Here is a 25,514-nt window from a genome sequence, read left to right on the forward strand (position 1 = left end):
CATGACAGGAGACCGCAACGACAGAGACCGGATCGGGCGCGACAATCCCGGCCCCAGCCCGCTGCGCGGGATCGGCGTCTTCGGGATGATCGGCTGGGCGGTCGCCGTGCCGACGGTGGCGGGCGCGTTCCTGGGGCTTTGGCTGAACCGCGCATACCCGCAGGGGTTTTCTTGGACCATCGCGCTGATCCTCGGGGGCGTGGTCATCGGCGCCCTGCTGGCCTGGGCATGGATCGACAAGGAGGGTGGCGAGTGATGTTGGCTATCGACTGGACTGCTTTCGCGCTCGGCACGCTGGCCGGATCGGCTGCCGGGGCGTTTTACTTCGCGGGGCTCGCCTGGGGGGTGCGGCTCGCGTTGGGGCACGCAAGGCCGATGGCCGTGCTCTTGCCCAGTGCAGCCCTGCGGATCGCCCTTCTGCTGATCGCAGGCTGGTGGACCGCGCAGCTGGGCGCGGTGGCACTGGCGGCCTGCGCGCTGGCATTCCTCGGCCTGCGCGTCGTCTTTGTGGCCGCCGCACGGCGCACCCCCGCGAAAGGAGGCGCATCATGGAGTTGACGCCTGACACCACGATCCTGTTCACCATCGCCGGTTTTGGCCTGAATGCGACCATCGTTTTCACCTGGGTCGTCATGGCCCTGCTGACAGTGGCGTCCATCCTGATCACGCGGGGGCTCGAGCCCGACGTGCCACCGAACCGATGGCGCACGGTGCTGGAGGCGATCGTGCTGACCATTCAGGATCAGATCGACGAGATCAGCGCGCGCCCCGACCGGCGTCTGCTGTATTTCTCGGGCACGCTTTTCCTCTTCATTGTCGTATCTAACATGCTGACAGTCGTGCCGGGATGGCACGCGCCGACCGCCTCGCTTTCGACGACGGCGGGGCTTGCGCTGGCGGTGCTGGTCGCCGTGCCGCTCTTCGGGATCGGCAGCCGGGGGGTGGGTGGCTACCTGCACAGCTACATGGAGCCGAACATCATCATGCTGCCTTTCAACATCATCGGCGAGGTGTCGCGAGGCATCTCCCTCGCCATTCGCCTTTACGGCAACGTTATGAGCGGCGCGGTGATCGTGGCGATCCTGCTGGGCGTCGCGCCGTTCTTCTTTCCCGTGGTGATGGATCTGCTGGGTCTGCTGACGGGCGTCATCCAAGCCTACATCTTCGCCATACTCGCCACCGTCTACATCTCCTCCGCCACGGCGGAGCCGGAAATCCAAAATGCAAAGGAGCAGACATGACCGATCTTTCCATCATCGCCGCCATTTCCATCTTCACCGCCGGGCTGAGCGTCGCGTTCGGTGCAATTGGCCCGGCGCTCGGCGAGGGGCGCGCGGCGGCTGCGGCGCTCGACTCCATCGCCCAGCAGCCCGACGCGGGATCGACCCTGTCGCGCACGCTTTTCGTCAGCCTCGCGATGATCGAATCCACCGCGATCTACTGCTTCGTGATCGCGATGATCCTGCTGTTCGCCAATCCGTTCTGGAACGCCGCGCTCGAGGCGGCAGCGCCGGGGGCCGGAGGCTGAGCCATGTCCATCGACTGGATCACGGTCGCCGCGCAGATCGCCAACTTCTTGGTGCTGGTGTGGCTTCTCAAACGGTTCCTCTACCGTCCGATCCTGGATGGCATAGACGCGCGCGAGCGCCGGATCGCCGAGCGGATGGTGGAGGCGGGCCGCATCCGCCAGCAGGCCGAGGCCGCCGAGGCCAGACACGACGCCGAGATCGCGCGGCTGAAAGAGGGCCATGAAGGTGTGATCGAGAAAGCCCGCCAAGAGGCCGAGGAGGAGCGCGACGCGTTGCTCAGGCAGGCCCGCGAACGGTTGGAGCGCGAGCAGGCCGCGCGCGAGGAGGCCCGCGCGGACGAGGCGCGCCGCTATACCGCCGATCTGGAACTCCGCGGCGCATCAGCGCTGGTCGCGCTGTTGCGCAAGGCGCTGAGGGATCTCGCAGGGGAAACGCTGGAGGATCGCATCATAGCCCGCGCGGCCGAGCGCCTGCCCGACATGGCCGGCGATCTGGCGGAGGCCGCCGGCAGGGACAGTGACGCCATCGTCACGTCGAAAGACCCGCTGCCGGAGGATCTGCAAGCGCAGCTCACGCGCCAGATCAACGATGCTCTACCGGATATCGCCGTGCATTTCCGGACCGATCCCGAGCAATCCCCCGGCCTCGGCCTGCGCGTCGGCGGCGCGCAACTGGGCTGGAGCACCGACAGCTACGTCAACGGCCTGCGGGCGATACTGGAGAACGCGCGCCATGGAAGGGGTGAGGCCAATGCCGCATGAAGATAAGTTGTTGCAAGACCTGCTCGACGCACCCGCACCCGCGCCCGAACTGAGCGAGATCGGGCAGGTGGCCGAGATCGGCGACGGGATTGCCATCGTGGCCGGCCTTGCCCGCGCCCTCGTGGATGAGCTTCTCGATTTCGGCGGCGGGCTGATGGGCGTCGTCTTCGATTTGGAGGAGGGGCGACTGGGCGTCGTCCTTCTGGGCGCTGCGGGCCATGTCGTGCCCGGCGCGGACGTGCGCCGCACCGGCGAGGTGGTCGCGGTGCCGGTGGGCCGCACGCTCTTGGGCCGTGTCGTCGATGCGCTGGGACGTCCGCGAGACGAGGGCGGCGAGGTCCGCACGGACCGCACCCGCCCCATCGAGATGGAGGCCCCCGGCGTGCTGGATCGCGCGCCCGTGGCGCGCCCGCTGGCGACCGGGCTGAAAGCCGTCGATGCCACCGTGCCCGTGGGCCTCGGCCAGCGCGAACTGATCATCGGCGACCGGCAGACCGGCAAGACGTCCATCGCGATTGACACTATCCTGAACCAGAAGGACACGGATGTGATCTGCGTCTATTGCGCCATCGGCCAGCGGGGTGATGCGGTGGCCAAGGTGATCGGCGCGATCCGCGACGGCGGTATGATGGAGCGGACCATCATGCTGTCGGCCGGCGACGAAGAGGCCCCGGGCCTCAGCTATGTCGCGCCTTACGCCGCGATATCGATGGCCGAAGACCTCGCGCAGGGGGGCAATGACGTCGTCGTCATCCTGGATGATCTGACGCATCACGCCCATTCCTACCGCGAGTTGTCACTGCTCCTGCGCCGCCCGCCGGGGCGCGAGGCGTTTCCGGGCGATATCTTCTACCTCCATGCTAGGCTGCTGGAACGGGCGGGCCAGTTCGCGGATCACGCGGGCCGCGGATCCATCACCGCGCTGCCGGTGGTGGAAACGCAGGCGGAAAACCTCTCGGCCTATATCCCGACAAACCTCATCTCGATCACCGACGGGCAGATCTACCTCTCACCCCGCCTCGTGCGCCGTAACCAGTTTCCGGCGGTTGATCTGGGCGTTTCGGTCAGCCGCGTAGGCGGCAAGGCGCAGGCGCCCGCGTTCCGCGACGTGGCGGGCAACCTGCGCGTGACGCTGTCGCAATTCGAAGAGCTGGAGGAATTCGCGCGCTTCGGCACCCGCCTCGACGAGGATACCCGCCGCAAGCTGGCGCGCGGCGCTGCGGTGCGCGCCGCCCTGCGCCAGAACGAGCGCGATCCGATGCCTGGCGACGAGCAGCTGGCAGTGCTTCTGGCCGCGATGGACGGGTTGCTGGACGACATGAGCGAGGCTGACGCAACGGCCGCGATGAACATCATACGCAAGGACATGCGCGAGAATGACGGCGACACGGCGGATCTCATTGCGACGGGGCGCACCCTCGGGGACGAGGGGCGCGGGCGCATCGTGAGCGGGGCCCGCGCCGCCTTGGCGGAGGGAACAGATGGCGCAGACGCTTGAAGTCCTGATACGGCGAACCGACACGATGGACGGCATTCGCGGAATCGTGCGCACGATGAAGACGATGTCGGCCATCAATGCGGCCCCTTACGAGCAAGCCGCCGAGGCCATCGACGTCTGGCGCGAGACCATCCTCGAGGGGCTGCACGCATTCTTGTACTGCAACGGTCCGCTCAGGCGGGACCCGGTGGAGGCGCCGCAAAGGGTGTTGATCGTCATGGGTTCGGACCACGGGCTTTGCGGCAATTACAACGAACTGCTGGCGCGTGAGGTCACCCGTCACACGGCCCTGCGCGACGTGCCCGTCATCTGCGTCGGCGCGCAGATGGAGGACGCGCTGCGGGGCGAGGAAATCCTCCCGGAGGACGTGCTGATGCCGCCGGCCAATACAGACGGGTTGATTCGGCTCTCGGGTCAGCTGGTCACGCGGCTAGACGCGCGGCGCAGCCGGGCTGCCTCGGGCGATCTGGCGGCCGATCTCATCTACATGGAGCGCGGCGCGCATGGTCTGCAATCGCCGGTGACGCAGGCGCTTCTGCCGCTCGATCCGGAAATGCTGGAGGTCATGGCGCAGCGGCCCTGGAACTCGCGTAGCCTGCCGCAGTTCAGCCTGCCGGCACCTGATCTGCTGGCGGCACTGGTGCGCAATCTGGTCTTCGCCACGCTCTATCGCGCCGCCGCCGAGGCGCTGGTGACGGAAAACGCGGCCCGGCTGGCGCGGATGCAGCAGGCCGAGCAATCGGTGGATGAACGCCTGGAGGACCTGCAATCGGAAACGCGCCAGGTCCGGCAAAGCGAGATCACGACCGAACTGCTGGACGTGATCGTCGGGTTCGAGGCGCTCAAGGGGCGGGACCGTCGCCAGAGGCGCGATGCCGAGAGTCGCGATTGATGGACGCCGGAGGCGCGGATGATGGTACATGAGATCATGCAGTCGAACGTCACCACGATCGGGCCGAACACCTCCGTTCGCGCCGCCGCGGCGTTGATGGCGAACCTCGATATCGGCATGCTGCCGGTCTGCGATGGCGACAAGCCCGTCGGGATCGTGACGGACCGTGATCAGGTCGTGCGGCTGATGTTCGATCTGGAGCCGAACGCAGACCTCCCCGTCGGCGCGCTCATGTCGCGGCCGGTCCTTTGCTGCCGGCCCGATCACGATGTCGTCCGGGCGGCCCGGCTCATGGGGCGTCAGCGGGTCAGGCGGCTTGTCGTGTGCGATGATGCCGGGGCGCTGATCGGCGTCCTGTCGCTGGGCGATATCGCCCGCGACGCGAGCGAGGAACTGGCCGGGCAGGCGCGGCACCTTGGGCCGTTCAACCCCGAGGGCATGGGCCAGGTCGATGGCATTGGCCGTAATATAGTGCAGCGTCCTGAGATCCGGGCGAATGTTGATCGCGGCATCGGATACGAATAGCAGCCGTGCGTAGCTGCACACGTCGACGGCAAAGACATGGCTCATCCTGCGCCGGGTGTGCAGCGCCGTTTCCGAAACCACGGCATGCATCAACACATGGGTTCGCAGCGCGCCTTTCATTAGCCCGTCCACCTTGCCCGTCACGGCCAGATCGATCGCTGCCCTGGCGGACTGCTCCGGCGTGTCGGCAAGATGCGTGCCGGCGTCCTGCGCCACTTGCCGGACCTCCAGTTCGGGGCCGACGATCACCGCGTCGATCAAGCCCCCTGTTCCAGCTTTCCAGCGCACCGAGCAGTCTCGGGCCATCCACCGGATGGACGACGGCGACCTTGACCGGATCGATTTCGCGCTCAAGTTGTTCCAGCCGATCCGGGTGCAATTCTTGCCGCGCTTCGGAACCGATGGTCTTGTTCGTATTCATCCCATGTTCCCTTTTTCGCGGCGGCCCGGCCCGGGTCGGCAAGTGCGGGCGGCGTTCAAGTCATGCGACGCTTCCGGAGCTATTGGCAGCGTTCCTGTACCCGCGCGTTGATCGCGGTTAATCGAAGCGGAAGACCGTAGGTAAGGGGATTAAGGATTGTCGTTCGGAAAATGTCCTTGCCGATGATAGCCAACCGCTCAGTCTTGCGCGGCCCGCGAGCGGCAGGCTTCGATGATCCTGCGGCGGGTTTCCTTGGGCTGCTCGTCGACTGCCTCCGCCAAGGTGCGCAATTCACGGCGAAGCCCGTGCACCTGATCCAAAAGTGACAGTATCACCGAGATGGCATCTGTCGGCAGTGACAGGTCTTTTTGCAGATCGCAGACCAGCCGGATGCGCGCCACGTCCAGTTCATCGAAGATCGGTCCGTTTTCACTTTCGGACGGCCTGACCCAGCCCTCGCGCACCCAGAGCCGGAGTTCGCGCAAATGCACACGCTGAACCCTTGCAACAACATCGCGTTCATCCAGCATCATAGCGCCCTCCACAGTTTGCCGCGCGGATCTTGGGTGACATGGTCGCGCCATTGTTGCGCGATTTCTTCCATCTCGATATCGATCTTGTAGGGCGACACGATCATCAGCCGCACATGCTGATCGCCCGCCGCCCCCTTCGCGGGTTTGATTCCCTTGCCCTTGAGCCGCAGACGCCGCCCCGAGGACGCGCCTTTCGGGATCGTCATGGACACCTTGCCCGAAAGCGTCGGGACTTCGATCTTCACGCCCAGAACGGCCTCGTCAAAGGTGATCGGCAACTCGATTTCAATGTCCTCGCCATCCCGGGCAAAGACTGGGTGCGTGCGCACGCCGATTTCGACATAGGCATCGCCTGCTAGGCCGCCACCCGCCCCAGGCTGTCCCTTGCCGCGCAGACGCAGGATTTGCCCGTCCTTTACACCTGCGGGAATGCTTAGTTCGATGGCCCTGCCGTCCGGCAAGGGCACGCCGCGTTTCGCGCCGAGCGCCGCATCCATGAAATCCACGTCGAGATGATAGCGCAAATCCGCCCTCCGCGCAGCAAAGCCCTGATCATGCTGCGCGCGGCCCCGGGCGCCGAACAGATCGGCGAAAATGTCGGAGACACCCTCAAAATCGCCATAGCCACCGCTCGACTAATAGCGTCCCTGCGGATCGGCACCGGTATGCGCCGGTAATACTGCCGCTGGGGCCGTTCATGGCCACGCGCATCGATCTCGCCCGCGTCGAAACGTTTGCGTTTCTCGGCGTCCCCCAGGATGTCATAGGCCGCGGCGACGGCCTGAAACACGGCCTCTTTCGAGCTGTCGCCCGGATGCAGGTCGGGGTGCAGGGTCTTGGCGAGCTTGCGATAAGCCTTCTTGATCTCGGCTTGGGTTGCATCCCTTGCGACGCTAAGCACCTTGTAGGGATCGTCACTCATTCCTCGCCACCTTTGCTGCGCCCGGCGCGAAGCTCGGCACCGTCGAGAGTTTCCGCCTCCAGCGGACAGCTGGCGCGCTTTCCCAGGATATTACGATTATCGGCCGAGATTTCAGTGTCCGTGCGAAGTCCGTGCTAATACCTCACGGCCGGCATAGCCCGTCGTTCAGAAAGGGACGCGTTCGGGCGCGAGGCTTGTGCCGCCTTCAAGCGACAGAGCCCCTCAGGCTCGTTCCGGACGGTCGCGCCGGTGTCCGATGGCGCGATCCTCAGTGCCCGGAGCGCGTTCAGGATGACCGCAGATCAATCGCCTTCTGCAAAAGCGCGCCCTCGACCGGGGTCAGATAGCCGGACACCGCGCGATCAGCCGCGTGTGCCGGACACCATCGGCACCCAGTGTGTCGGTCGCGCAGGGTACACGTCGTTATTTGATGAACGCGAACCTGATCTTCAACTGGCTGAAAGACCCCCGCTTTTCTGCCGGCAGCAGAGGGACCGAAAATGGCTTTGGAAGGCGGCAGCCTCTTTTTGCCGGTGGAAGCATCGGGGCCGTCCATCGACCATGTTGCCGAGGACGTGACGATGGGGACAGCGGGTTTGACATCTGCCCGCCTTCTGGCGCATAGGGTCGACATCACGCTGTCGGATGGACGACGGGTCGTTGTCGAAGGGTCGACGGCGCTGTCATCGGTTGTCGGCCTCGTGCAGGGTCTGATGGCATGATCCCGGTTCCGAGCAATACGCGGGTGTGGCTCGCGGCCTCTCCCACGGGTGCGGCGGCACGTCGGGGCGCTGGTCGGGGTCGCCCGCGTGCGCCGCCCGGCGGATCGCCTCTAGCGGGTCGTCCCCAGCCACCGTTTCACCGCGCTCGAACAGACGCGACCCCAGAGGCGACCCCTGCCACCAGACCGTACCGCGCGGGGCGGGAAGCTGGGCGTGCAGCCGCTCCAGCGCGCGCTTGTGCGCCGGCGCCACCTCTCCGGCCACCAGCAGCACGCGGGCGTGGCGCGGACTGTCCACCAGCCGCAGGCCGGGCCGGCGGCGCAGCGTCTCGACCCGCGCAAGACCCCGTGCGCCGACGACCGGAAAGACCGGTACCTCGGCCCGGCGCGCCAGCGCGGTGAGCAGCCTCATTGCCACCGGAACACCCCCTCGCGCCAGCCGTAGAGGATGCCGAGGAACATCCCCATCTCCGCCAGCGCCTTCGCCCCGGTCTCCACATAGGCCACGGCCTACGGATACATGAACATCATCTCCATCTCGAACGCGATGAAGAGCAGCGTCATCGGATAATAGCGCACATGGAACCGCTGCCAGGCATGGGCTTCCGGCTGGCCGCCCCCGAGAAAGGCCGCGCGCCCTGGCCATGTCGCTCCGTCCTGCGACCCGATCCGCTGCACCGCGAGCGCAAAGGCCACGGCGAACAGCACAAGAATGAGTGGCATCGCAATCTCGGTCATCGTGCTGTCCTCCTTCACATCCCATGCGGCGTTTTTCCCGACGCTTTACCACCCTTTTCGCGAAGGATCATATCCTGCTGCAATCGCGCCTGCCTGCGCCAACCCGAAGCAACGCTCACGCCGCACAACGGTAGAAGCCGCGGAAGCCGGCGGTCAGGCCCGCGTCCAGCTCCAGCGTCAGGTCGGCTTCCTGCATGGTTCCGCCCGCGTTCAGGGCACCGCCACCCGGTGCGCTTACATGCATGGCAAGGCCGTCGGCGCGCGGCGCGGCGCCGGTCGCGATGTCGCCGTCCGAGGAAACGTCGAGGCGCACCAGATCGCCGCTGAGTTTCACCAGGCCGGCCATCCCGTCGCCAACCGAACCGATCGCCAGAACCGCGGGACTGTCCGAGGTATAGGCGAAGGTGCAGATGGGGCCATCGGGGAACAGGCGGGCGATGTCCGCTTCCGTCATGAACCCTGGATCGAGAACCGCGATATTGGCCGTGGAAAGCGCCTGCTCCAGGTTCATCACGTCCCCGGCGGGTGCTTCTTGCGATCCCGACACCACGCCCGACGCCTCGATCTCGTCGACAAGATACCGCATCTGGGCAATTTCCTTGTCCTGGGCATAGATGATTTCATCGGCCAGCTTGCGCACGCGGGCATCTTCGATATTGGCCCGGCTCGACGTCATGATGGCGATGGAATGATGCGGGATCATCGCCCGCATGAAGCTGGTATCGCCGACCGTCACCTGGCTGCGCACCAGCCAGAGCGACGCTGCGAAGGCCAACGCTGCACCCGCAAAAATCGAGGCGTTGATTGTCTTGCTGGAATACATTGACAACATGAATCCGAGCATGATGAAGGCCATTGTCGCGCCCATCAGGACCGCCATGTAGGCCCGTGTCTCCGACCAGAAGACATGCGCCCAGAGGTAGGTATTGAGATACATCAGGATGAACATCACGACCGTCGAGGTCGCGATCATTGCGGCAAATCTCCAATATGACATGAGTGACCTTTCAGATTCGCGTTAAAACAAGGTAACGACCTTCCAGCGCTGGAGGGTTCCAAAGCTTTGGAAAGTCCAGATATGCGGCAGGCGTCAGGAATGTCGTCTGGTCGTGACCAGAAAGATGGTCGAAGCCGAACAGCTGATCAGCAAGAAACCGTTCAGCGCCTCAATCCCCGCCAGAAAGCGCAGATGACCTGTCGGATAGATGTCGCCCAGCCCAAGGGAAGAATAATTCACCACTGAGAAATAGAACACATCCATGAACGAGTTCACGTCAGCTTGCGCAAAACCGCCAATGCCCGTCGGTTCGCCGATAAAGAAGCCGACCGCGTAGAGCCCTGCCTCGGCAATATGCGCGGCCGCCAGGACGTAAAGGGCAATCAACAGTGCACCTGTGCCGGTGATGTGCTTCCGGTCGGTAAGGTGCATGGCGAATGCCATTGCACGCGCATGCAGGCCACCGCACAATCCGAAAAGAATGATGACCAGCCCTGCAGCCAGTGTCATACGCGACTGTCCCTCTTAACCGGCTTCATTCAGCAGAGCGATTTCTTCCTCTTTCGCTGCAAGATCGGCCAGGATAGGGCAGTCGGGCCGGTGGTCTCCGGCGCAGGCATCGACGAGATGCGCAAGCGTCGCGCGCATCTCCGTCAACTCCGCGATCTTCCGGTCAATCCGGTCAAGCTGCACTTCGGCGATCTGTTTGACCTCGGAGCTGGTGCGGTCGTCGTCCTCGTAGAGCTTCAGGAGATTGCGGCAATCCTCGATGCTGAAGCCGAGCGCGCGGGCGCGCCCGAGGAATGCCAGCTTGTGCACGTCGCGGTCGCGAAAGCTGCGATAGCCGTTGGCGCTGCGCAGCGGCTTGACCAGCCCGATATCCTCGTAATAGCGGATTGTCTTGGCCGGCAGGCCGGAGCGTTCCGCGACATCTCCGATGTTCATCTCAAAATCCTCCTTATTCGGCAGGGGCGGGGTAAAGGTTGGCGGCCGGGCGGACCGACCTCGTCTCGTCCATTGCGGGGGACACACGGCGGAGCCTGAGCGCGTTGGTCAGCACGAAGACCGAGGACAGCGCCATCGCGCCCGCGGCCAGAACCGGCGACAGCAACAGGCCGAACAGTGGATAGAGCACACCCGCCGCCACCGGGATCAGCGCCACGTTATAGCCAAAGGCCCAGAACAGGTTCTGGCGGATATTGCGCATGGTGCGGGTGGACACCTGATAGGCATTCACCACGCCGCGCAGATCGCCCGACATCAGCACCACATCGGCCGACTCAATCGCCACATCGGTTCCGGTGCCGATGGCGATGCCCACATCCGCATGCGCAAGCGCCGGCGCGTCGTTGATGCCGTCGCCGACGAAGGCCACCTGCCGCCCGCCTTTCCGCAGATCGTCCAGCGCCGCGACCTTGCCATCGGGCAGAACGCCCGCGATCACCTGGTCGATACCGGTTTCCCTTGCAATCGCCTCCGCCGTCTCGCGCTTGTCGCCGGTGATCATGGCGATCTTCAGTCCCAGATCGTGCAGCGCACCGATGGCCGCCGCGCTGGAAGGCTTCACCGGGTCAGCCACCGCGATCACCGCGGCCACCCGCCCGTCGATGGCGGCAAAGAGCGCGGTGCGCCCCTGTTCGGCGAGGCGCGTTTCCGCCTCGGCGAGGGCACCAAGTTCCAACCCTTCGCGGGTCATCAGCCGGTCGGCCCCGACCAGGACATCGCGCCCGGCGACATGCGCGCGGACGCCGTGGCCGGTAATCGACTCGAAGCTCTCCACCTCATGCCGCGCCACGTTTTCGGCCCGGGCCGCGCGGACGATGGCATCGGCAATGGGATGTTCCGACTGCGCCTCGACCGCAGCGACCAGTGCCAGAACTTCGGTCCGGACGAACCCGCCCGACAGCACCATGTCCGTCAGCTCCGGACGGCCTTCGGTGACGGTGCCGGTCTTGTCGACGGCCACGACGCCGATGCCGGACAATTGCTGCAGCGCGTCTCCCTTCCGAAACAGCACGCCCATCTCGGCGGCCCGTCCGGTGCCGACCATGATCGAGGTCGGCGTGGCCAGACCCATCGCGCAGGGGCAGGCGATGATCAGCACCGACACCCCGGCCACCAGCGCATAGGACAGCGCGGGCGAGGGGCCGACGACCAGCCAGACCAGAACCGTCAGCGCCGCGAAGGCCATCACCGCAGGCACGAACCACAGCGTGATCCGGTCGACCATGCCCTGGATCGGCAGCTTGGCGCCCTGCGCCTGTTCGACCATGCGGATGATCTGCGCCAGCGTGGTATCGGCGCCGACGCGCGTGGCGCGGAACTGGAAGGCGCCGGTGCCATTGACCGTGCCGCCCGTGACCGGATCGCCGGTGCCCTTGGCCACCGGCACCGGCTCGCCGGTAATCATGCTTTCATCGACATGGGCGCTGCCGTCGGTCACTTCTCCGTCCACTGCAATCCGCTCGCCGGGACGCACGACGAGGATGTCGCCCACGCGGATCCTCTCGATCGCCACGTCCTGCGCCTCACCGTCAACGAGAACCCGCGCGGTGCGCGCCTGAAGCCCCAGCAGTTTCTGGATCGCGGCGCCGGTGCGGCCCTTGGCGCGCGCCTCCATCCAGCGGCCCAGCAGGATCAGCACCACGATCACCGCCGCCGCCTCGAAATAGACGGCGCGCGAGCCTTCGGGCAGCAGTGCGGGCGCGAAGAGGGCCACCAGCGAAAAGAGATAGGCCGCCGAGGTGCCGACCGCGACGAGGCTGTTCATGTCCGGCGCGCCCTTGAAGAGCGCCGGGAAGCCCTTGGTGTAGAAGGCACGCCCCGGCCAGGCCAGCACGATGGTGGTCAGCACGAACTGGATCATCCAGCTTGTCTGATGGCCGATGGTGCGCCCGATCAGGTCATGCGCACCCGGCACGACATGCGCGCCCATTTCCAGAAGGAAGACGGGAAGGGCAAAGGCGGCGGCCAGCGCGGTTTTTCGCGCCATCGCCTTGGCCTCGCTGTCCTTGCGGGCGCTGCGATCCTCCGAGGCGGTGTCCTCTGCGGGCTCCGCAGGGTAGCCTGCGTCCTCGGCCGCCTTCAGCAAATCCGCAAGCTCCACCGCCCCTTCGGCATAGGTCACGGTCGCGGTTTCCGAGGCGAGGTTGACGTTGACCTCCAGCACACCGGGTACCGCCGCCAGCGCCTTGTCCACGCGCCCCACGCAGGAGGCGCAGGACATCGACGCCACGTTCAGACGCACATCCTGGGTCCGTGCCGGATAACCCGCCTCATCCAGCGCTGTCATGACGTCGGAGATCCGCTCGGGCGCATCGATCTGCGCCTGCGCGGTCTCATTGGCGAGGTTCACATGGACGTCATCGACGCCCGGCAGCGCGGACAGGGTCCGCTCGACCCGTCCGATACATGAAGCGCAAGACATGTTCTGCACGGAAAGCCGAAGGGTTTGCGAATCTGGCATGGCGGACTCCTGTCTGGATTTGTCCGAAAGATAGGGGTTCCACCTGATGGAAGGTCAATAGGGTTCAAAAATATTCCATTCCGTCCTTGACCTTCCTGCGGTGGAAGACCTCACCTGAACTGGAATTCGAAGGAGATAGGCATGACCAGATTGAGCGTACCGGACATGAGCTGCGGGCACTGCACCGCTGCAATCGAGAAGGCGATCAAGGCAATTGATCCAACCGCCAGGGTTTCCTGTGACCTTGGGGCGCATATTGTCGAGGTGGAGAGCTTTCTAAGCGAGCGGGCCGTGTCCGAAGCAATTCGCGATGCCGGCTATGATGCAAAAACACCGGCAGCGACCTGATACGAAAAATGGCGCCGGCGGGTCCGGCGCCATTCCAACATCTGATCTGGCGAGCGAGATCAATCACTTTCCCGTGTCTTGTCGACCAGAGCCTCCAGTTGATCCTGTTCGACAAAGCCGGGCACAAGGGCGTCTCCGATCACGAAAGACGGTGTTCCGTTGAAACCGAGCGCCTGGGACAGGCGCATCGATTCGTCGATATGCTCCTGCACCTCGGACGCGTCCATATCGGTGCGCAATTGTTCGATATCGAGCCCGATCTCCTCAGCCAGGCGCATGACCGATGCTTCCTCGGCGCGCCCTTCCATACCCATCAGTGCCCAGTGAAACTCCTCGTATTTTCCCTGCTGCCTTGCGGCCAGGGCCGCTTTTGCCGCGAACACCGAATCTTCGCTGAGAATGGGCCATTCGCGATAAACGAGCCGAACATTACTGTCGGCATCCAGAAGCCCCTGAACTTCGGACATGGCCCGCTTGCAGTAAGGGCAGTTGTAGTCGAAGAACTCCACGACCGTGACATCGCCTTCGGGATTTCCGAGGACCGGCGCGTTCGGATCACGCTCGAGCAACTGGCGCTGGTTTTTCAGAACGTCGGCAGCTGCGTCTGCCCGGGTGGCCGCCTGCTCCTGTTCGAGCAACTGCACGGCTTCCATGACGATCTGCGGATTTTCCCGGATCGCTTCCAGCGCCAGTTCCTTGATCCGTGTATCGCTCGGCTCTTGCGCGAAGCCGGCAATCGGCACGATAGCCAGGCCAAGCGCCAGGGCTGCGGTTTTCATCGGGTGCATTGTCAATTTCCTTCTCTCTGGGACTCGGCGGCACTGCGTTCGGCCTGAATCTGTTGTTGCCGATCCGGCCAGGTGGATTTGATATAGGCGAGGATGTTCCAGATCTGGTCGTCCCTCAGTTGATCGCCAAAGCCGGGCATGCCGCTTGCAAAATCAACGCCCTGTGCCGCGAGGGTCGCCTTGCCGCCGAGCCTGGTGTAGTCGAAGAGCACGCTGTCGGGATGATGCCAGGTATGGCCCGTTTCGTCATGCGGCGGCGCGGGCAGCGTGCCGTCCGGTCCAGGTGAGCGCCAGTCCGGCTGGCCCTCGAGGTTGGCGCCGTGGCAGGAGGCGCAGTAGCTCTGGTAGAGTTTCTCGCCCTGCGCCAGATCGGCGCTTTCCGGAGGAGCGCTGGTTTCGGCCCCGGCCTGCGTCATCAGCCATGCGCCCGCGGCGGCACCGGATAGAAGCACGGCGGAAAGGAGCAGGTATTTCCGCATCACGCCACCTCCAGCCAGGTCATCATGCCCGAGTCCGCATGGCTCAGCATGTGACAGTGAAACAGCCATTTTCCCGGATTGTCGACGACGAAAGCGATGGTCCGGGTCTCGCCGCCAAACATCAGCAGGGTGTCGCGGAAGGGGCCAAGGCCCGCGTCCCCGGTTACTTCCCGGAAATGCATCCCGTGCAGGTGCATTGCATGGGGGAAGGACGTGTCGTTGTAGATTTCCAGCTTGATCGTCTCACCCACGGGCACGCTCACGAGCGGGGTGTCGGTCATCCCGATCGTCCCGTTGAAGGACCAGAACTGGTTTGCCTCGACCAACTGGCGAAAGCTCTTGCGTTCGCCGTCGAGGGTGGCGGCATCGAGTGTGCCCATTGCCCCGCCCTGCATATTGAGCCGCGCCGTTACCGCTTTTTCCATGCCGGATATGTCCATGCGTGGGTTCGGGGGCAGGGGATGTGGCGACCCGCGCCGCGCCGCCGCCGCGCGGCCCGATACCGGAAACGCCACCTGTGAGACGCCCTCCTGATCCTCGACGCGCACAAGATGCGCTGTCTCGCCCGACGCCGCTGTGACGTCCACGATCAGATCGGCGCGCTGGCCCGGCCCAATGATCAGCACCTCACTTACTGGCTTGGGCTCGGACAGCGGCATGCCATCAAGGGCCACGGTCCAGCCTTCCATCCCGAAAATCGAAAGAACGAATATCCGGGCGTTGGCGGCATTGATCAGCCGCAGCCGCAGGCGTTCGTTCTGCTTCACGTCCAGCGACAGATCAAAGCGCCCGTTGGTGGCGATGAAGTTGCCGCGCCGCCCGGCATGGCTGCGATCATGGCGTGACGTGAAGTCGGGGTCGATCTGTGCCGTTTCGGGATCGAGAAGCCAGTCGTCGAGGATCAATACCTCCTCGCGGTCGATATCCGGCGCCTCGGGCTCTTCCACGATCAGCGCACCATAGAGTCCGCGCGCGACCTGCTCGGTTGACCGGTTGTGCGCGTGATACCAGTAGGTGCCGGCGTCCGGCACCACGAAATCATAGTCGAAACCCTGTCCCGGCTCGACAGCTGGCTGCGTCAGCCCGGGAACCCCGTCCATCGCGTTGTCGATGCGGATCCCGTGCCAATGAACCGAACTTGCCTGCGGCAGTTCGTTCAGGAACGATCTCTGGATGCGGGCGCCTTGAGCCATCCGCAACTCGGGTCCCGGCATCGCGCCGTCATAGCCCCAGATTTCAGTCTTGGGATAGGTTGGGGGTGCAAGTTGGACGCGCGCGGGCCGGGCCTTGAGTTCGGCAAAGCGTGGCGTTGCAGCACGCGCCAGGGCCGGAACGGTCAGAGCCGCAATCGTCGCCGCGCCCTGCTCAAGAAATTCTCGCCGTGTCGTCATCTTTTCCGTGTCCTTGAAATGTGCGGGGCGATACGCCGCCCCGCCCGTGTCAATCGATGGTTTTGCCGATACTCGGCGTCCCCGCCAAAGCCCTGCGTTCCGGTACATCGCTGTCGAGAAGATAGATCGCCATCGCTTTCAAATCGGACTTTGAGAGGAACCGCGTTCCGTTCTGGACAACCTCACCCATGCTGCCGCCGAACACGTCTCCTGACGGGGTAACACCACTTTGCAGAGCATATGACAGATTGGCGACGGTCCATCCGCGATCTGCCAGATCGTCGGACAGGATTGATGGTGCCTTGTTTCCACCGGGCAGGTCGTCGTTGCCGGCAAAAACGGCATCTGGCATCCGGCCGCCCGCGAGGTTCCGACCGGTGTGACAGGCCCCGCAATGGGCGGCGCCGCGCACGAGTTGCCGGCCGCGGTTCCAGTCGACGCTCTTTCCTTCCACCGGTTCGGTCTGCGGATCATGCATGAAAAGCGCACGCCATAGTTTCAGGCCCCAGCGTTGGTTGAACGGGAAACCGACATCGTGCGGTGGTGCGGGGTTGGTTACCGGTGCGACGGTCTGGAATGCTGCCCACATATCGGCGACGTCCTGATCGGAAAAATCCGCATAGAACGGATAGGTGAATGCCGGAAAGAAGGGCTCGCCATCGGGCGAAACGCCCTGCCTGACAGTCATCGCGAAGTCAGACAGGCTCCAGTCTCCGATGCCGTGCTCGGGATCGGTGGTTATGTTCGGCGGGTAGAAGACGCCAAACGGGGTTTCGAGCGGGGCACCGCCCGCCAGCGGAGCGCCGCCATCCTCGAAATTCGTGTGACAGGCGATGCAACCGCTCGCGCGCGCCAGATAGGCACCGCGCTGGACATCGCCGGTCAACTCGATCTCGGCGGGCGGTCGGCCAATGGGCCAAACCACCAACGCCGCGATTGCCGCCGTGCCGGAAAGGGCAAGGACGGCAACACCTGCAAGAACCCGCCTCATGTCATTTCACCTTCGCGCGGAAGCGGGTGTGACAGGACGAACAGGTGTCGCTGACCTTCGCGAAAACCGCGTTGGCGGGCATCTCGGCCAGTTCTTCGCGCCCCATCGTGTCATCGGCCATCATGTCACCACTGCCCATCATCGAGTTGGCTCCCATCATGTCGGAGCCGCCCATCATGACGCTTGTATTCGACATGGTGTCCGACTGACTTGCGGGTGCGTTGTCAGCGGCAAGAGCCAGGCCTTCGGCGTATCTGTGCAACTCCTCGGCCAGGCCTGCAAAGCTCTCCCAATCGTTCCATATGGCGTCTTTCGCGACCGATGGCATGCCTGCGCTGCCGTCCGGGAACAGACGGGTCATGGCATCGCCAGCGTGCATGCCGATGGTTTCCGCAGCGTGCCGCACGGTATCAGCATCATACGCCGTCTCGCCGCTCATCATCGGGGCGACCTGTTTCACGGCCTTGCCCATTGCCGACATCGCGTCCATGCGCTCCTTCACGATACCGGTCGCGCCGCTATGGGCGAGCGCCGCCGATGCCACGCCGACAAGCACGGCGGAAGTGATAATCCCTGTAGGTTTCATGTCATTGTCCTTCAAATCCTGATTTCGAGACAGGTCCGATCAGGTGAAGGATCGTGGAGGGGGCGGTTCATAGGCCGGACCGCTCCCGTCATGCGTTACGTGAGGAGGCCGGACCTTCGTGGTCGCGGCACGCCTGACGGGGTGTGCGCGCTCTGAATCCACCGTGATCGCCGCAAGTGCGCAGTCAATTCCCGGATGGCAATGTCCGAATGCCTCCTGGATGACAGTATGATCTTCGCCATGATCATCGTCGACCACGGCGTGCGTTGAGCTTGTCGCGGCGGGAGCAGAAGAATGGGCTTCAGCGCCCTGAGGGGTCAAGCCGAATGCGAAAAGCGCGCAGAGAATCATCGCGCGTAGCAAGCCGACAGGTTCAATTTTGCGTCTTTCGTTCAAAAGATGCCGTTTTCCTTCTGAAGCTCACGAATGTAACGCGTGATCATTTTCACGTCGCCATCGGTCACACCCTCCACCGTCGGCATGTTGCCGAAGTTCCAGTGATGCGCACGGACGCCGTTTTTTGCCGCGAGGACGAATGCCATGTCGGAGTGATGGTTTGGCTCATAGGTCTTGTGTACAAGCGGTGGGGCGACGCCGTTCTGGCCCGCCGCATTCGCACCATGACACTCGGCGCATTTGGCGTCGAACGCCCGCTTTCCGATCTGCGCGTCCGCCGACAGTTCGGCGGGAAGCGCCACCTCGACGATCGGTGCGCCCTCGGCCAGGGTGCTGGTATCGGGCGGAATCATCGAATGGCCCGTGCCTTGCGTCGCCCGTTGCGTCGCATTCCAGTAGACCGCAAACCCCCCGACGAGAAAGAAGGCGACGATCGCCAGCAATGTCTTGTTCATACTTTTCTTGCCCCTCGCAACCGAATGCTTCGGTCAAATAAGTTTGACCTGTGTACCAACCGGCGATCTGTCGAAAACCTCGACAATTTGTTCGTTATAAAGGCCGATACAGCCATTCGACGATTTGCGACCGATCTTGCGCGTGTCGTTGGTGCCGTGAATGCGATAGTACTGCCAACTCAGGTGCATGGCACGAATACCCAGCGGATTGTCCGGCCCGGGCGCCACATAGCGCGGCAGCGTCGGATCGCGCTCGATCATCGAGGGTGTCGGCGCCCAATCGGGGGCCTCATCCTTGAAGACCACTTCGGTATAACCGCGGCGTGTCAGCTCGTCGGACAACGGCACCGAGGTGGGATAGATACGCATCTCCCCATCGGCAGTCCAATGCTGGAGCACCCTGGTGTTCGTGTCCGAGAGCAGGATGCCTTTGCCAAGGCTGTCGAAGTGATCCTGCCAAGCGTGTAGCCGGAAGGAAGACATGTTGCGCCTCACCACGGACGCTTCCTCCGCCCGAAGAAGCGTTGGGGACGCCAGTGCGATAGCACCGCTGACTCCCGCCATCAGAAATCCACGCCGGTCGAGGGGGTTTTTGCCATGTTCTGTCATAACCTGCTCTCACATCTATTTCTTGCCTGTTTTAGCGGGATAAACCACCTTCCAGCACCGGAAGGTCAAGCAGATGCCCCCTGACAAGACCGTGATTTTTGTATCGGTTTGTATCGTTGACCTTCCGGCGCAGGAAGGCTTTAGCCTATCTCCTGTATGCTTGGAGATGCAACGAAAATGAATGAATCTGAAACTCCTGTTGAGAAATCGAGCACGATGCCGGTGATGAAATACGCCATGTGGGCCTGCTGCGCGGTGATGCTGCTTCCAATCGCAGCGTTCGTGATGGCGGGGGGACTTGCGGGCGGATTGACCTCCGGGCTCTACGTCTTCGCACCTCTGCTTTTGTGCGTCGCCGCACATTTGATCATGCATCGGATGATGGGAAAATCATGCCATGATACGAAGAGCGAGCGGACCGATGATGTTGCGATCCAGGTGGATCAAAAAGTAGCCGCCGATTAGGCCGGGGTGAGATTGGGTATCGTTCGCCGTCTTCTGCCGCTTTGGGCGATGCTCTTACTTGGCGCCTGCGCCCAGACCATCGCGCAATGCGAGCGAAGCGGTGATGTCCGGCTCTCTTCGAGCGGTCAGGTGGCCGACCTGCCTGCAGGTTGTGAGGTAAAGGAAATAACGGGCAGTGGGCTGGCAGTGCTTGAATGTCGGGACGGCAGGGAGGGCTTCGCCTTCGCTTTGGAATAGTTGTGAAGGTGATGGGATATGATTGAAGGACGGCGGAATACATTGGCAGTTCTTGCGACTGTTGCGGCCGCCTACGCCGGGTTTTGGTATTTTCCGGATCTCGGTTCGACCGAACTCAACTTCGAGGACGTTCAATACCCGCGGGGCTTTCGCAGGCTGTCCGCCAGCGAAAGCTCGAGCGGCTTCGATCTCTTCATCGGAATGAACGCCATGGGCCCGGATAGTCTGGCGGATGCCGAAGCGCGGGTCAGGGCAGATATCTGCGGTGCGCTCTACGGCGATGACCTGTCTGAAACACAGCGCGTTCCGGTGGCGTTTTTTACAGAGTATTATTGCCCTTATTGCCGTGTTCAGACCAGGACGCTTGCGGCGCTCGATGCACGTCCCGACAGCAACCTGCGTGCCATCTGGCACGAATTGCCGCTTCTCGGGCAATCGTCGGAGGTCGCGGCCAAGGCGGCGCTGGCGGCGAAACGCCAAGGTGCCTATGTCGCATTTCATGAACGGCTCATGAAATCCTCGTTTGTGGCGACACCGAAATATTTACAGGCTTTGGCGCGAGACATCGGTGTCGATCACCAACGCCTGATTACCGACATGCGAAGCGCCCCTGTTACCGAAGAATTGGAAAACAGTGCTGCTCTCGCACGGGTATTCGGCATTTTTGGAACGCCCGCCCTGATAATCGGGCGAACGATCATCCAGGGCCAGATCGATGAGAAGACCATTCTGCGTGTTGCCGAGATGGAAATCGAGGAAGATTGGACGTCCCAGTGTCAGACAGCGTGATGAACAAATTCTCGCGGCTTTTCGTCGCAAAGCTGATTCTGCTGGCCTGCCTCGGTTTTCTCGGCGCGGGGCTGGCCAGTATGTCGAACGCCGCCGAATCCGGGAGCTTTTCCAACCCCGCTCTCGAGGCGCGTCTGATCGCAGCCGAAAACGGAGTCGGCCCGAACGCGACGTCCCTGTCCGCCGGGCTGCATCTGGAGTTGGGCGAGGGCTGGAAGACCTATTGGCGGTCCCCGGGCGAGGTCGGCATCCCGCCCTCGATCGACTGGGCGGGATCGGAGAATGTGGAAGAGGTCGAATTGCTCTGGCCCGCCCCGGAACGGTTCACGGCCTTCGGGATCGAGAATTTCGGATATCACGACGAGGTCGTATTTCCGCTGCGTATCGCATTGTCAGACCCCGGCGCGCCGGTGCGGTTGAATGCCGATGTCACGCTTCTGACCTGCTCGACCGTTTGCGTCCCGCAGGAGTTCACACTGACCCTGTCACTGCCGCGCGCGAGCGGAATCGACACGCGGTCGGCGGCGCTCATTTCCGCCTATGCGGAAAAGGTGCCGGACGAGGGGGCCGAGAGCGGTATCAGGGTCCAGTCGGCCCATCTCGACCCGGACATGACCGCGCTGACGCTGGCCGCGCGCAGCGAGCAGCCATTTGCGGGTCCGGATGTTTTTCCCGAACTGGGCGCGGGCACAGCATTCGGCGAGCCCGATATTCGTCTGGGCGAGGGCGGCCGTCTGCTCTGGGCGCGTCTGCCGGTTCTGAGCGCAGCCGCCAACCTGCCCGATCTGCGGATTACCGTGACCGATGGCGACCGTGCGGCCAGCCTTTTCGCCGAGTTGACGGATGAAGCAGCGAAGCCGCCCTTCACTCTGGACCGCGTACTGCCCGGTGTTGCGGAACTGGCCTGGATTGCCGTGATCGCCTTTCTCGGCGGTCTCATCCTGAACGTCATGCCATGCGTGCTGCCGGTGCTGTCCATCAAGCTGTCCTCGGCGATGAAGAGCCGCGACCAGGGCGTGGGCCGCATCCGCAAGGGGTTCGCCGTCTCCGCGCTCGGCGTATTGGCGTTCATGTGGTCGCTTGCGGCGCTGACCATCGCGGCGCGCGGTCTCGGGATGACGGTGGGCTGGGGGCTGCAATTCCAGAATCCCGTCTTTCTGGCAGTCATGTTCCTTGTCCTGGCCGTGTTTTCCGCCAACCTTTTCGGGGCATTCGAGATCGAGTTGCCTTCCTCAATGCAAACCCGGCTCGCGCGTGCGGGCGGCGGCAAAGGCTATGGTGGCGACTTTGCCACGGGCGCCTTCGCCGCCATCCTCGCGACACCCTGTTCGGCGCCGTTTCTCGGCACCGCCGTGGCCTTTGCGCTTGCCGGACGCGCGCTCGATATCGCGGTGATCTTCACTGCACTGGGGATCGGTCTGGCCTTGCCCTATCTCATCGTTGCCGCGTTTCCGGCGGCGATCTCGCGCCTGCCGAAGCCGGGCCGCTGGATGCTGTGGCTGAAGATTCTGCTCGGGCTGGCATTGGCGGGCACCGCCGGCTGGCTGTTCTGGGTGCTGATCGGCGTTGGCGGCATGGCGTCCGCGCTCGCGGTTCTGGCAGCCAGTGCAATCCTGGTCGCGCTTCTGTCCGCCAAGCGCCTGGCCGCAGGCCCCCGCTTGTCCGGGGCTGCGGCCACGGGCGCGTTGGCCATCTTCCTGGCGGGATTCCTTTCTGCGGCCGGCACGCCGAACGCCAAGCCGGCGACGGACTGGGCCGCATTCGACCGTCGAGAAATTCCGAAGCTCGTGTCGCGCGGAGAGGTGGTTTTCGTGGATGTGACCGCCGATTGGTGTCTCACCTGCAAGGCCAACAAGGCGCTCGTGCTTGACCGCGCGCCGGTTCGAACGGCCCTTCGCGCGCCGGGCGTGACGGCGATGCAGGCCGATTGGACCCGGCCCGACGAGGCAATCTCGCGCTATCTGGAGACCTTCGACCGCTACGGTATTCCGTTCAACGCTGTCTATGGACCCGGCGCTCCCGAGGGTATCGTCCTGCCCGAGCTCCTGTCGTCCGAAGCGGTTCTATCAGCGCTCGAGAAGGCGGCGGAGCGCGCTCATTGACAATTGGGGAGGCATCAATAAACTGCCACGGAAAGGAGGCTCGATGAGTTCCGAAACTGAAACCCATGTTGGTGGACACGGATCGCATATGCCGACAAGCGGACGCGGCATGGTCATCTCGGCCTGGCTGACCGGCATCTATTTCATCGTGGAACTGGGGATCGGGCTCTGGACCGGATCGATCGCCGTCCTGTCAGACGCGTTCCACACGTTTTCCGCCGTCGGCGGCGTCCTCGTCGCCCTGGGGGCGGCCCGGCTTTCCCGGCGGCCTGCCGATGCAACATTCAGCTTCGGCTGGTATCGCTCCGAAATTCTGGGCGCGCTCATCAATGGCGGGTTCCTGGCCGGGATGGCCCTTGTCGTCATCTACATGGCGGCGATGCGCCTGAACGCCCCCATCGACTTGCCGACGGGGCCGATGCTGCTTGCCGCCGCCGGTGGCCTTGTGACCGAGTTCATTTCGCTCGGCCTTATCTGGAAACAGAGCCGGAGCGACATGAACGTGCGCGGCGCGCTCTGGCACATCATCCAGACCTTCGTCGGCAGTCTGCTGATCATCGTCACGGCGCTGGTGATCCGCTTTACCGGTTTCCTGATGATCGACCCGCTTCTGGGCATGGCTTTCGGCTTTGTATTGCTCTGGGCCAGCTGGGGCATCCTGCGGGATGCGGCGCGGCTGTTGATGGAAGCGGCGCCGAGCGAGATCGATCTGAACTTGGTGATCGCGGATCTGGAAACGCTCGATGGGGTGCGCGATGTGCATCACGCCCACGCATGGACATTGACGAGCGGGCGCAACGTGTTTTCGGCTCATCTTCGCGTAGATGACGGTGCGGACCCCCAGGCGGTGCAACGACGGGCACATCGCTTGCTGCGCCGCGATCACGGGTTTTTCTTCGTCACGCTCCAGACTGAAACCGAGTGTCTGGAGGAGTCGGGTGCCGAGATGATCGATATCACCTCGGGCAATCAGGCCGGCGATGGCTGACGGTTCGCTCCGCCTGTGGCTGGCACGCAAGCTGATCGGGCGCATCGTCGCCCGGGCGGCGCGGCGCGGCCTTGCCACGCGCGGCCTGCGCGACACAGAGGGGCGCGAGATCCGCTGGCTGGCGCCGGAAATCGAGGCATTCGTGGCAGCGATGACCGCGGAGGCGATCCGCCTGCGCCCGCATGCGCAGCAGGCAGAGCTTCCGACTTTCGGTAGCCGGCTGATGGTGGAAATGGCGATCTGGACGATGGCGGCCGATCGCAGCCTGCGCGCTTGCGGCATCGCGCCCGAGACCGCACGACAGGTGGTCGCCGATCTCGGCTGGGACATCTACCGGCGGATGCTGGCGCTCAGTGCATTGCCCGTGCGCCTGCTCACCCGCGATTCCGGCCGCCGGCTGCGCTGGACCATCCGCGCGCTGCTGGTGTTTCCCTTCGCGCCCTCCGGCGCGCCGGGTTACGCCGTTCGTGTCAGCCGGGACGGCGACGACCTGTTGACCGATTTCACCCATTGCCCGCCGCAGAGCTTCGTGCGCCGCATGGCCCGGGCGCAGGACGATCCTGACTCGTTGGAGGCGTTCCGGCAGAGCTGGTGCCGCTACGACTGGCCCGGTGCCGATGTCATCGCCGGGGATGGCGCGCGCGGTCATTATCGCCGCCGGCGCACTCTGTCCCACGGTGACCCGGTCTGCGACATGTGCTAGATCGCGAACGCGAGCCCGGGCGCGGAACGCGGCCAGGAGGACCGCGACGAGCCGGCGGCGTCCTGAGAGCGTGAACGAGAGAGGATCAGAATCGACCCATGCGCACCATCCTGTTGCTGCTTCTCATTACCTTCTCGGAGGCGACAATCGGCGTCTTCGTCAAGTTGACCGGTGGTCTGATCCCGATCCAGACGGTCAATTTCTACGCCATCCTCACGGCCGCGCTGTTTCTCATGATTCTGATGCCGTTCACAACCGGGAACCCGCTTCGCGTTCCGTGGAAGAACCTCAAGGACACCGCCATCATCGGTATGCTGATCGCCACCCAGATCAGCGTCTTCAATTACGCCATGACCCTGGTGCCGATTGCCAACGCGGTCATTTTCTGGAGTATCGCGCCGTTCTTCACCTTCATATTCTCGGCGCTGTTTCTCGATGAGAAAGCAAGCTGGGGTCACTACCTGACCTTCGCGGTCGCCATCATGGGCATTGTTCTCGCGAAACCGCTGGAGGGCGGATACATGGTCGGAAATCTTGTCGCGCTTGCCGATGGGGCGATCTATGCCGCGATGATCACCTACATGCGCCACGAAGGCAAATCCGAGACCGGTAACGACATCGCCTGGTCCATGCTTGTTGCCGCCCTCGTGCTGTCGCCGGCGCTGGTGATCTTCGGACCCGGCGACGTCATGGCAATGACAGTCAATGAGCGGATCGGCATTGCTGCGCCGGCCGGGCTCTGGGCGCTGATGCTGGGGCTGGTGTCTACAGGGTTCGCCTATTTCGGCATCTCGCTTGTGCTGAAGACGCTGAACGCCAACGTCTATTCGCTGGTCGACATCATCGTATCGCCGGTGGTTGCGGCAACGCTGGGCTTTCTCGTATTCGGAGAGGTCCCGGCGACGGGCATGATCTATGGCGGCGCGTTGCTTCTGACGGCCGGGTTCGTCCTGACCCGCCTAACCACCCGGGACGATCCAAACCTTGCGGCGCATCCCTGTCAGTGCACCTGATCGCATTGGCAGGGAAACCATAGCGCTGTTTCGGCCTCAGCCGGGCAGCTCTGACATCGCCTGCCGGATTTCCTGCGCACGCGGGTTGTCGGGAGGGTGTTGTCACGTAAACTTGCCGACGGTTGTCGTTGTGTCGGCATCAGCGTAATCGAAATGCATGACCCAGCCTTC

The 25,514-nt window shown here is 63.7% G+C and carries 32 protein-coding genes and 1 pseudogene; 16 read left to right on the plus strand and 17 right to left on the minus strand.

Translation table 11 applies throughout. The features are described from left to right. Position 1: 1 nt before the first annotated feature. From DC366_RS16300 to DC366_RS16335, 8 genes are read left to right on the plus strand one after another with little or no spacing between them, the layout of a single operon-like run. Complete coding sequence (locus DC366_RS16300; RefSeq protein WP_108693284.1) at positions 2–256, plus strand: AtpZ/AtpI family protein; 255 nt, start codon at positions 2–4, stop codon at positions 254–256. Then, complete coding sequence (locus DC366_RS16305) at positions 256–558, plus strand: N-ATPase subunit AtpR (protein WP_165802940.1); 303 nt, start codon at positions 256–258, stop codon at positions 556–558. The genes DC366_RS16300 and DC366_RS16305 overlap by 1 nt, the downstream gene beginning before the upstream one ends. After that, complete coding sequence (locus tag DC366_RS16310; protein ID WP_108693286.1) at positions 549–1,241, plus strand: F0F1 ATP synthase subunit A; 693 nt, start codon at positions 549–551, stop codon at positions 1,239–1,241. The genes DC366_RS16305 and DC366_RS16310 overlap by 10 nt, the downstream gene beginning before the upstream one ends. Next, positions 1,238–1,528 (plus strand): F0F1 ATP synthase subunit C, encoded by a 291-nt coding sequence (locus DC366_RS16315; protein ID WP_108693287.1) that lies wholly within the window; start codon positions 1,238–1,240, stop codon positions 1,526–1,528. The genes DC366_RS16310 and DC366_RS16315 overlap by 4 nt, the downstream gene beginning before the upstream one ends. 3 nt (positions 1,529–1,531) lie before the next feature. Beyond that, positions 1,532–2,290 carry a F0F1 ATP synthase subunit B family protein gene (locus DC366_RS16320; protein WP_108693288.1) on the plus strand — a complete coding sequence of 253 codons (759 nt, stop codon included), beginning with the start codon at positions 1,532–1,534 and terminating at the stop codon, positions 2,288–2,290. Then, positions 2,280–3,788 (plus strand): F0F1 ATP synthase subunit alpha, encoded by a 1,509-nt coding sequence (locus tag DC366_RS16325; protein ID WP_243405180.1) that lies wholly within the window; start codon positions 2,280–2,282, stop codon positions 3,786–3,788. The genes DC366_RS16320 and DC366_RS16325 overlap by 11 nt, the downstream gene beginning before the upstream one ends. Continuing rightward, positions 3,772–4,680, plus strand: a complete 909-nt coding sequence (locus DC366_RS16330) for a F0F1 ATP synthase subunit gamma (protein ID WP_108693290.1) — start codon at positions 3,772–3,774, stop codon at positions 4,678–4,680. The genes DC366_RS16325 and DC366_RS16330 overlap by 17 nt, the downstream gene beginning before the upstream one ends. Positions 4,681–4,716: 36 nt before the next feature. After that, positions 4,717–5,205 carry a CBS domain-containing protein gene (locus DC366_RS16335; protein WP_369333112.1) on the plus strand — a complete coding sequence of 163 codons (489 nt, stop codon included), beginning with the start codon at positions 4,717–4,719 and terminating at the stop codon, positions 5,203–5,205. On the opposite strand, the pseudogene DC366_RS20575 reads toward DC366_RS16335, so the two are convergent. From DC366_RS20575 to DC366_RS20345, 4 genes and pseudogenes are all read right to left on the minus strand, one after another. After that, positions 5,152–5,511: pseudogene (locus DC366_RS20575) on the minus strand (bifunctional enoyl-CoA hydratase/phosphate acetyltransferase); the annotation flags it as partial. The gene DC366_RS16335 and the pseudogene DC366_RS20575 overlap by 54 nt on opposite strands. A gap of 312 nt (positions 5,512–5,823) precedes the next feature. Continuing rightward, positions 5,824–6,159 carry a chaperone modulator CbpM gene (locus DC366_RS16350; RefSeq protein WP_165802941.1) on the minus strand — a complete coding sequence of 112 codons (336 nt, stop codon included), beginning with the start codon at positions 6,157–6,159 and terminating at the stop codon, positions 5,824–5,826. After that, a complete protein-coding gene (locus tag DC366_RS20340; RefSeq protein ID WP_243405181.1) occupies positions 6,156–6,683 on the minus strand; it encodes a J domain-containing protein in 528 nt (175 codons plus the stop codon). Before DC366_RS20340 ends, DC366_RS16350 begins: the two co-directional genes overlap by 4 nt. Beyond that, entirely contained in the window at positions 6,593–7,081 is a 489-nt protein-coding gene (locus DC366_RS20345; RefSeq protein ID WP_243405182.1) for a J domain-containing protein, read from the minus strand. The genes DC366_RS20340 and DC366_RS20345 overlap by 91 nt, the downstream gene beginning before the upstream one ends. A gap of 500 nt (positions 7,082–7,581) precedes the next feature. Between DC366_RS20345 and DC366_RS20350 the strand changes: the two genes are divergently transcribed. Beyond that, positions 7,582–7,803 (plus strand): hypothetical protein, encoded by a 222-nt coding sequence (locus DC366_RS20350; RefSeq protein WP_243405183.1) that lies wholly within the window; start codon positions 7,582–7,584, stop codon positions 7,801–7,803. Here the strand turns inward: DC366_RS20350 and DC366_RS16365 are convergent. The 6 genes from DC366_RS16365 to DC366_RS16390 all read right to left on the minus strand — a co-directional run bounded on the left by DC366_RS16365 (position 7,765) and on the right by DC366_RS16390 (position 13,003). Next, complete coding sequence (locus DC366_RS16365) at positions 7,765–8,214, minus strand: hypothetical protein (RefSeq protein WP_108693293.1); 450 nt, start codon at positions 8,212–8,214, stop codon at positions 7,765–7,767. The genes DC366_RS20350 and DC366_RS16365 overlap by 39 nt on opposite strands. 98 nt (positions 8,215–8,312) lie before the next feature. Beyond that, positions 8,313–8,540 (minus strand): NADH-quinone oxidoreductase subunit A, encoded by a 228-nt coding sequence (locus tag DC366_RS16370; RefSeq protein ID WP_207768750.1) that lies wholly within the window; start codon positions 8,538–8,540, stop codon positions 8,313–8,315. A 115-nt stretch (positions 8,541–8,655) separates the two neighbouring features. Further along, positions 8,656–9,537: a DUF305 domain-containing protein gene (locus DC366_RS16375; protein ID WP_207768751.1), complete on the minus strand. Its 882-nt coding sequence runs from the start codon at positions 9,535–9,537 to the stop codon at positions 8,656–8,658. 93 nt (positions 9,538–9,630) lie between these two features. Then, the gene (locus DC366_RS16380) at positions 9,631–10,047 is read right to left on the minus strand and encodes an ion channel (protein WP_108693295.1); all 417 of its coding nucleotides are present in this window, start codon (positions 10,045–10,047) and stop codon (positions 9,631–9,633) included. Between the two features lie 15 nt (positions 10,048–10,062). Continuing rightward, positions 10,063–10,482, minus strand: coding sequence for a Cu(I)-responsive transcriptional regulator (gene cueR, locus DC366_RS16385; protein WP_018065824.1), 420 nt, complete (start codon positions 10,480–10,482; stop codon positions 10,063–10,065). Between the two features lie 13 nt (positions 10,483–10,495). Then, the gene (locus tag DC366_RS16390; RefSeq protein WP_108693296.1) at positions 10,496–13,003 is read right to left on the minus strand and encodes a heavy metal translocating P-type ATPase; all 2,508 of its coding nucleotides are present in this window, start codon (positions 13,001–13,003) and stop codon (positions 10,496–10,498) included. 141 nt (positions 13,004–13,144) lie between these two features. Here DC366_RS16390 and DC366_RS16395 point away from each other — a divergent pair, with 141 nt between their 5' ends. Further along, entirely contained in the window at positions 13,145–13,351 is a 207-nt protein-coding gene (locus DC366_RS16395) for a heavy-metal-associated domain-containing protein (RefSeq protein ID WP_018065822.1), read from the plus strand. Positions 13,352–13,410: 59 nt separating this feature from the next. Here the strand turns inward: DC366_RS16395 and DC366_RS16400 are convergent, their stop codons facing one another. The 7 genes from DC366_RS16400 to DC366_RS16430 form a co-directional block, all read right to left on the minus strand. Continuing rightward, complete coding sequence (locus DC366_RS16400; protein WP_165802942.1) at positions 13,411–14,130, minus strand: DsbA family protein; 720 nt, start codon at positions 14,128–14,130, stop codon at positions 13,411–13,413. An 11-nt stretch (positions 14,131–14,141) separates the two neighbouring features. Next, positions 14,142–14,618, minus strand: a complete 477-nt coding sequence (locus DC366_RS16405; RefSeq protein WP_108693298.1) for a c-type cytochrome — start codon at positions 14,616–14,618, stop codon at positions 14,142–14,144. Beyond that, a complete protein-coding gene (locus tag DC366_RS16410) occupies positions 14,618–16,009 on the minus strand; it encodes a multicopper oxidase family protein (RefSeq protein WP_108693299.1) in 1,392 nt (463 codons plus the stop codon). The genes DC366_RS16405 and DC366_RS16410 overlap by 1 nt, the downstream gene beginning before the upstream one ends. Positions 16,010–16,058: 49 nt before the next feature. Then, positions 16,059–17,000 (minus strand): cytochrome c, encoded by a 942-nt coding sequence (locus tag DC366_RS16415; protein WP_108693300.1) that lies wholly within the window; start codon positions 16,998–17,000, stop codon positions 16,059–16,061. 1 nt (position 17,001) lies between these two features. Then, the gene (locus DC366_RS16420) at positions 17,002–17,601 is read right to left on the minus strand and encodes a c-type cytochrome (protein ID WP_341476703.1); all 600 of its coding nucleotides are present in this window, start codon (positions 17,599–17,601) and stop codon (positions 17,002–17,004) included. 377 nt (positions 17,602–17,978) lie between these two features. Continuing rightward, positions 17,979–18,437 carry a c-type cytochrome gene (locus DC366_RS16425; protein ID WP_108693302.1) on the minus strand — a complete coding sequence of 153 codons (459 nt, stop codon included), beginning with the start codon at positions 18,435–18,437 and terminating at the stop codon, positions 17,979–17,981. Between the two features lie 33 nt (positions 18,438–18,470). Then, positions 18,471–19,046: a L,D-transpeptidase gene (locus DC366_RS16430; protein ID WP_108693303.1), complete on the minus strand. Its 576-nt coding sequence runs from the start codon at positions 19,044–19,046 to the stop codon at positions 18,471–18,473. A gap of 177 nt (positions 19,047–19,223) precedes the next feature. Here DC366_RS16430 and DC366_RS16435 point away from each other — a divergent pair, with 177 nt between their 5' ends. The 6 genes from DC366_RS16435 (at position 19,224) to DC366_RS16460 (ending at position 25,343) form a co-directional block, all read left to right on the plus strand. Continuing rightward, complete coding sequence (locus DC366_RS16435) at positions 19,224–19,511, plus strand: DUF2933 domain-containing protein (RefSeq protein WP_243405184.1); 288 nt, start codon at positions 19,224–19,226, stop codon at positions 19,509–19,511. 255 nt (positions 19,512–19,766) lie between these two features. Beyond that, a complete protein-coding gene (locus DC366_RS16440) occupies positions 19,767–20,537 on the plus strand; it encodes a DsbA family protein (RefSeq protein WP_108693305.1) in 771 nt (256 codons plus the stop codon). Next, entirely contained in the window at positions 20,537–22,639 is a 2,103-nt protein-coding gene (locus tag DC366_RS16445; protein ID WP_108693306.1) for a protein-disulfide reductase DsbD family protein, read from the plus strand. The genes DC366_RS16440 and DC366_RS16445 overlap by 1 nt, the downstream gene beginning before the upstream one ends. A 43-nt stretch (positions 22,640–22,682) precedes the next feature. Next, the gene (locus DC366_RS16450; RefSeq protein ID WP_108693307.1) at positions 22,683–23,627 is read left to right on the plus strand and encodes a cation diffusion facilitator family transporter; all 945 of its coding nucleotides are present in this window, start codon (positions 22,683–22,685) and stop codon (positions 23,625–23,627) included. Further along, positions 23,620–24,330: a hypothetical protein gene (locus DC366_RS16455; protein ID WP_108693308.1), complete on the plus strand. Its 711-nt coding sequence runs from the start codon at positions 23,620–23,622 to the stop codon at positions 24,328–24,330. The genes DC366_RS16450 and DC366_RS16455 overlap by 8 nt, the downstream gene beginning before the upstream one ends. 98 nt (positions 24,331–24,428) lie before the next feature. After that, on the plus strand, positions 24,429–25,343 hold the full coding sequence (locus DC366_RS16460; protein WP_108693309.1) for an EamA family transporter: 915 nt from the start codon (positions 24,429–24,431) through the stop codon (positions 25,341–25,343). The last annotated feature ends 171 nt before the right edge of the window (positions 25,344–25,514 follow it).

Source organism: Pelagivirga sediminicola (assembly GCF_003072125.1).
GTDB classification, from domain to species: domain Bacteria; phylum Pseudomonadota; class Alphaproteobacteria; order Rhodobacterales; family Rhodobacteraceae; genus Roseovarius; species Roseovarius sediminicola.

Excerpts from the sequence above, each read along its gene's own strand:
- DC366_RS16440 (WP_108693305.1), top strand. The coding sequence starts at position 19,767 with ATGATTGAAGGACGGCGGAATACATTGGCAGTTCTTGCGACTGTTGCG.
- DC366_RS16425 (WP_108693302.1), bottom strand. The coding sequence starts at position 18,437 with ATGAACAAGACATTGCTGGCGATCGTCGCCTTCTTTCTCGTCGGGGGG.
- DC366_RS16375 (WP_207768751.1), bottom strand. The coding sequence starts at position 9,537 with ATGTCATATTGGAGATTTGCCGCAATGATCGCGACCTCGACGGTCGTG.
- DC366_RS16365 (WP_108693293.1), bottom strand. The coding sequence starts at position 8,214 with ATGAGGCTGCTCACCGCGCTGGCGCGCCGGGCCGAGGTACCGGTCTTT.
- DC366_RS16320 (WP_108693288.1), top strand. The coding sequence starts at position 1,532 with ATGTCCATCGACTGGATCACGGTCGCCGCGCAGATCGCCAACTTCTTG.
- DC366_RS16450 (WP_108693307.1), top strand. The coding sequence starts at position 22,683 with ATGAGTTCCGAAACTGAAACCCATGTTGGTGGACACGGATCGCATATG.
- DC366_RS16405 (WP_108693298.1), bottom strand. The coding sequence starts at position 14,618 with ATGCGGAAATACCTGCTCCTTTCCGCCGTGCTTCTATCCGGTGCCGCC.
- DC366_RS16350 (WP_165802941.1), bottom strand. The coding sequence starts at position 6,159 with ATGATGCTGGATGAACGCGATGTTGTTGCAAGGGTTCAGCGTGTGCAT.
- DC366_RS16445 (WP_108693306.1), top strand. The coding sequence starts at position 20,537 with ATGAACAAATTCTCGCGGCTTTTCGTCGCAAAGCTGATTCTGCTGGCC.
- DC366_RS16415 (WP_108693300.1), bottom strand. The coding sequence starts at position 17,000 with ATGAGGCGGGTTCTTGCAGGTGTTGCCGTCCTTGCCCTTTCCGGCACG.
- DC366_RS16380 (WP_108693295.1), bottom strand. The coding sequence starts at position 10,047 with ATGACACTGGCTGCAGGGCTGGTCATCATTCTTTTCGGATTGTGCGGT.
- DC366_RS16400 (WP_165802942.1), bottom strand. The coding sequence starts at position 14,130 with ATGAAAACCGCAGCCCTGGCGCTTGGCCTGGCTATCGTGCCGATTGCC.
- DC366_RS16330 (WP_108693290.1), top strand. The coding sequence starts at position 3,772 with ATGGCGCAGACGCTTGAAGTCCTGATACGGCGAACCGACACGATGGAC.
- DC366_RS16430 (WP_108693303.1), bottom strand. The coding sequence starts at position 19,046 with ATGACAGAACATGGCAAAAACCCCCTCGACCGGCGTGGATTTCTGATG.
- DC366_RS16335 (WP_369333112.1), top strand. The coding sequence starts at position 4,717 with ATGCAGTCGAACGTCACCACGATCGGGCCGAACACCTCCGTTCGCGCC.
- DC366_RS16370 (WP_207768750.1), bottom strand. The coding sequence starts at position 8,540 with ATGACCGAGATTGCGATGCCACTCATTCTTGTGCTGTTCGCCGTGGCC.
- DC366_RS16395 (WP_018065822.1), top strand. The coding sequence starts at position 13,145 with ATGACCAGATTGAGCGTACCGGACATGAGCTGCGGGCACTGCACCGCT.
- DC366_RS16300 (WP_108693284.1), top strand. The coding sequence starts at position 2 with ATGACAGGAGACCGCAACGACAGAGACCGGATCGGGCGCGACAATCCC.
- DC366_RS20345 (WP_243405182.1), bottom strand. The coding sequence starts at position 7,081 with ATGAGTGACGATCCCTACAAGGTGCTTAGCGTCGCAAGGGATGCAACC.
- cueR (WP_018065824.1), bottom strand. The coding sequence starts at position 10,482 with ATGAACATCGGAGATGTCGCGGAACGCTCCGGCCTGCCGGCCAAGACA.
- DC366_RS16435 (WP_243405184.1), top strand. The coding sequence starts at position 19,224 with ATGAATGAATCTGAAACTCCTGTTGAGAAATCGAGCACGATGCCGGTG.
- DC366_RS20350 (WP_243405183.1), top strand. The coding sequence starts at position 7,582 with ATGGCTTTGGAAGGCGGCAGCCTCTTTTTGCCGGTGGAAGCATCGGGG.
- DC366_RS16390 (WP_108693296.1), bottom strand. The coding sequence starts at position 13,003 with ATGCCAGATTCGCAAACCCTTCGGCTTTCCGTGCAGAACATGTCTTGC.
- DC366_RS16460 (WP_108693309.1), top strand. The coding sequence starts at position 24,429 with ATGCGCACCATCCTGTTGCTGCTTCTCATTACCTTCTCGGAGGCGACA.
- DC366_RS16455 (WP_108693308.1), top strand. The coding sequence starts at position 23,620 with ATGGCTGACGGTTCGCTCCGCCTGTGGCTGGCACGCAAGCTGATCGGG.
- DC366_RS16410 (WP_108693299.1), bottom strand. The coding sequence starts at position 16,009 with ATGACGACACGGCGAGAATTTCTTGAGCAGGGCGCGGCGACGATTGCG.
- DC366_RS16305 (WP_165802940.1), top strand. The coding sequence starts at position 256 with ATGTTGGCTATCGACTGGACTGCTTTCGCGCTCGGCACGCTGGCCGGA.
- DC366_RS16310 (WP_108693286.1), top strand. The coding sequence starts at position 549 with ATGGAGTTGACGCCTGACACCACGATCCTGTTCACCATCGCCGGTTTT.
- DC366_RS16315 (WP_108693287.1), top strand. The coding sequence starts at position 1,238 with ATGACCGATCTTTCCATCATCGCCGCCATTTCCATCTTCACCGCCGGG.
- DC366_RS16325 (WP_243405180.1), top strand. The coding sequence starts at position 2,280 with ATGCCGCATGAAGATAAGTTGTTGCAAGACCTGCTCGACGCACCCGCA.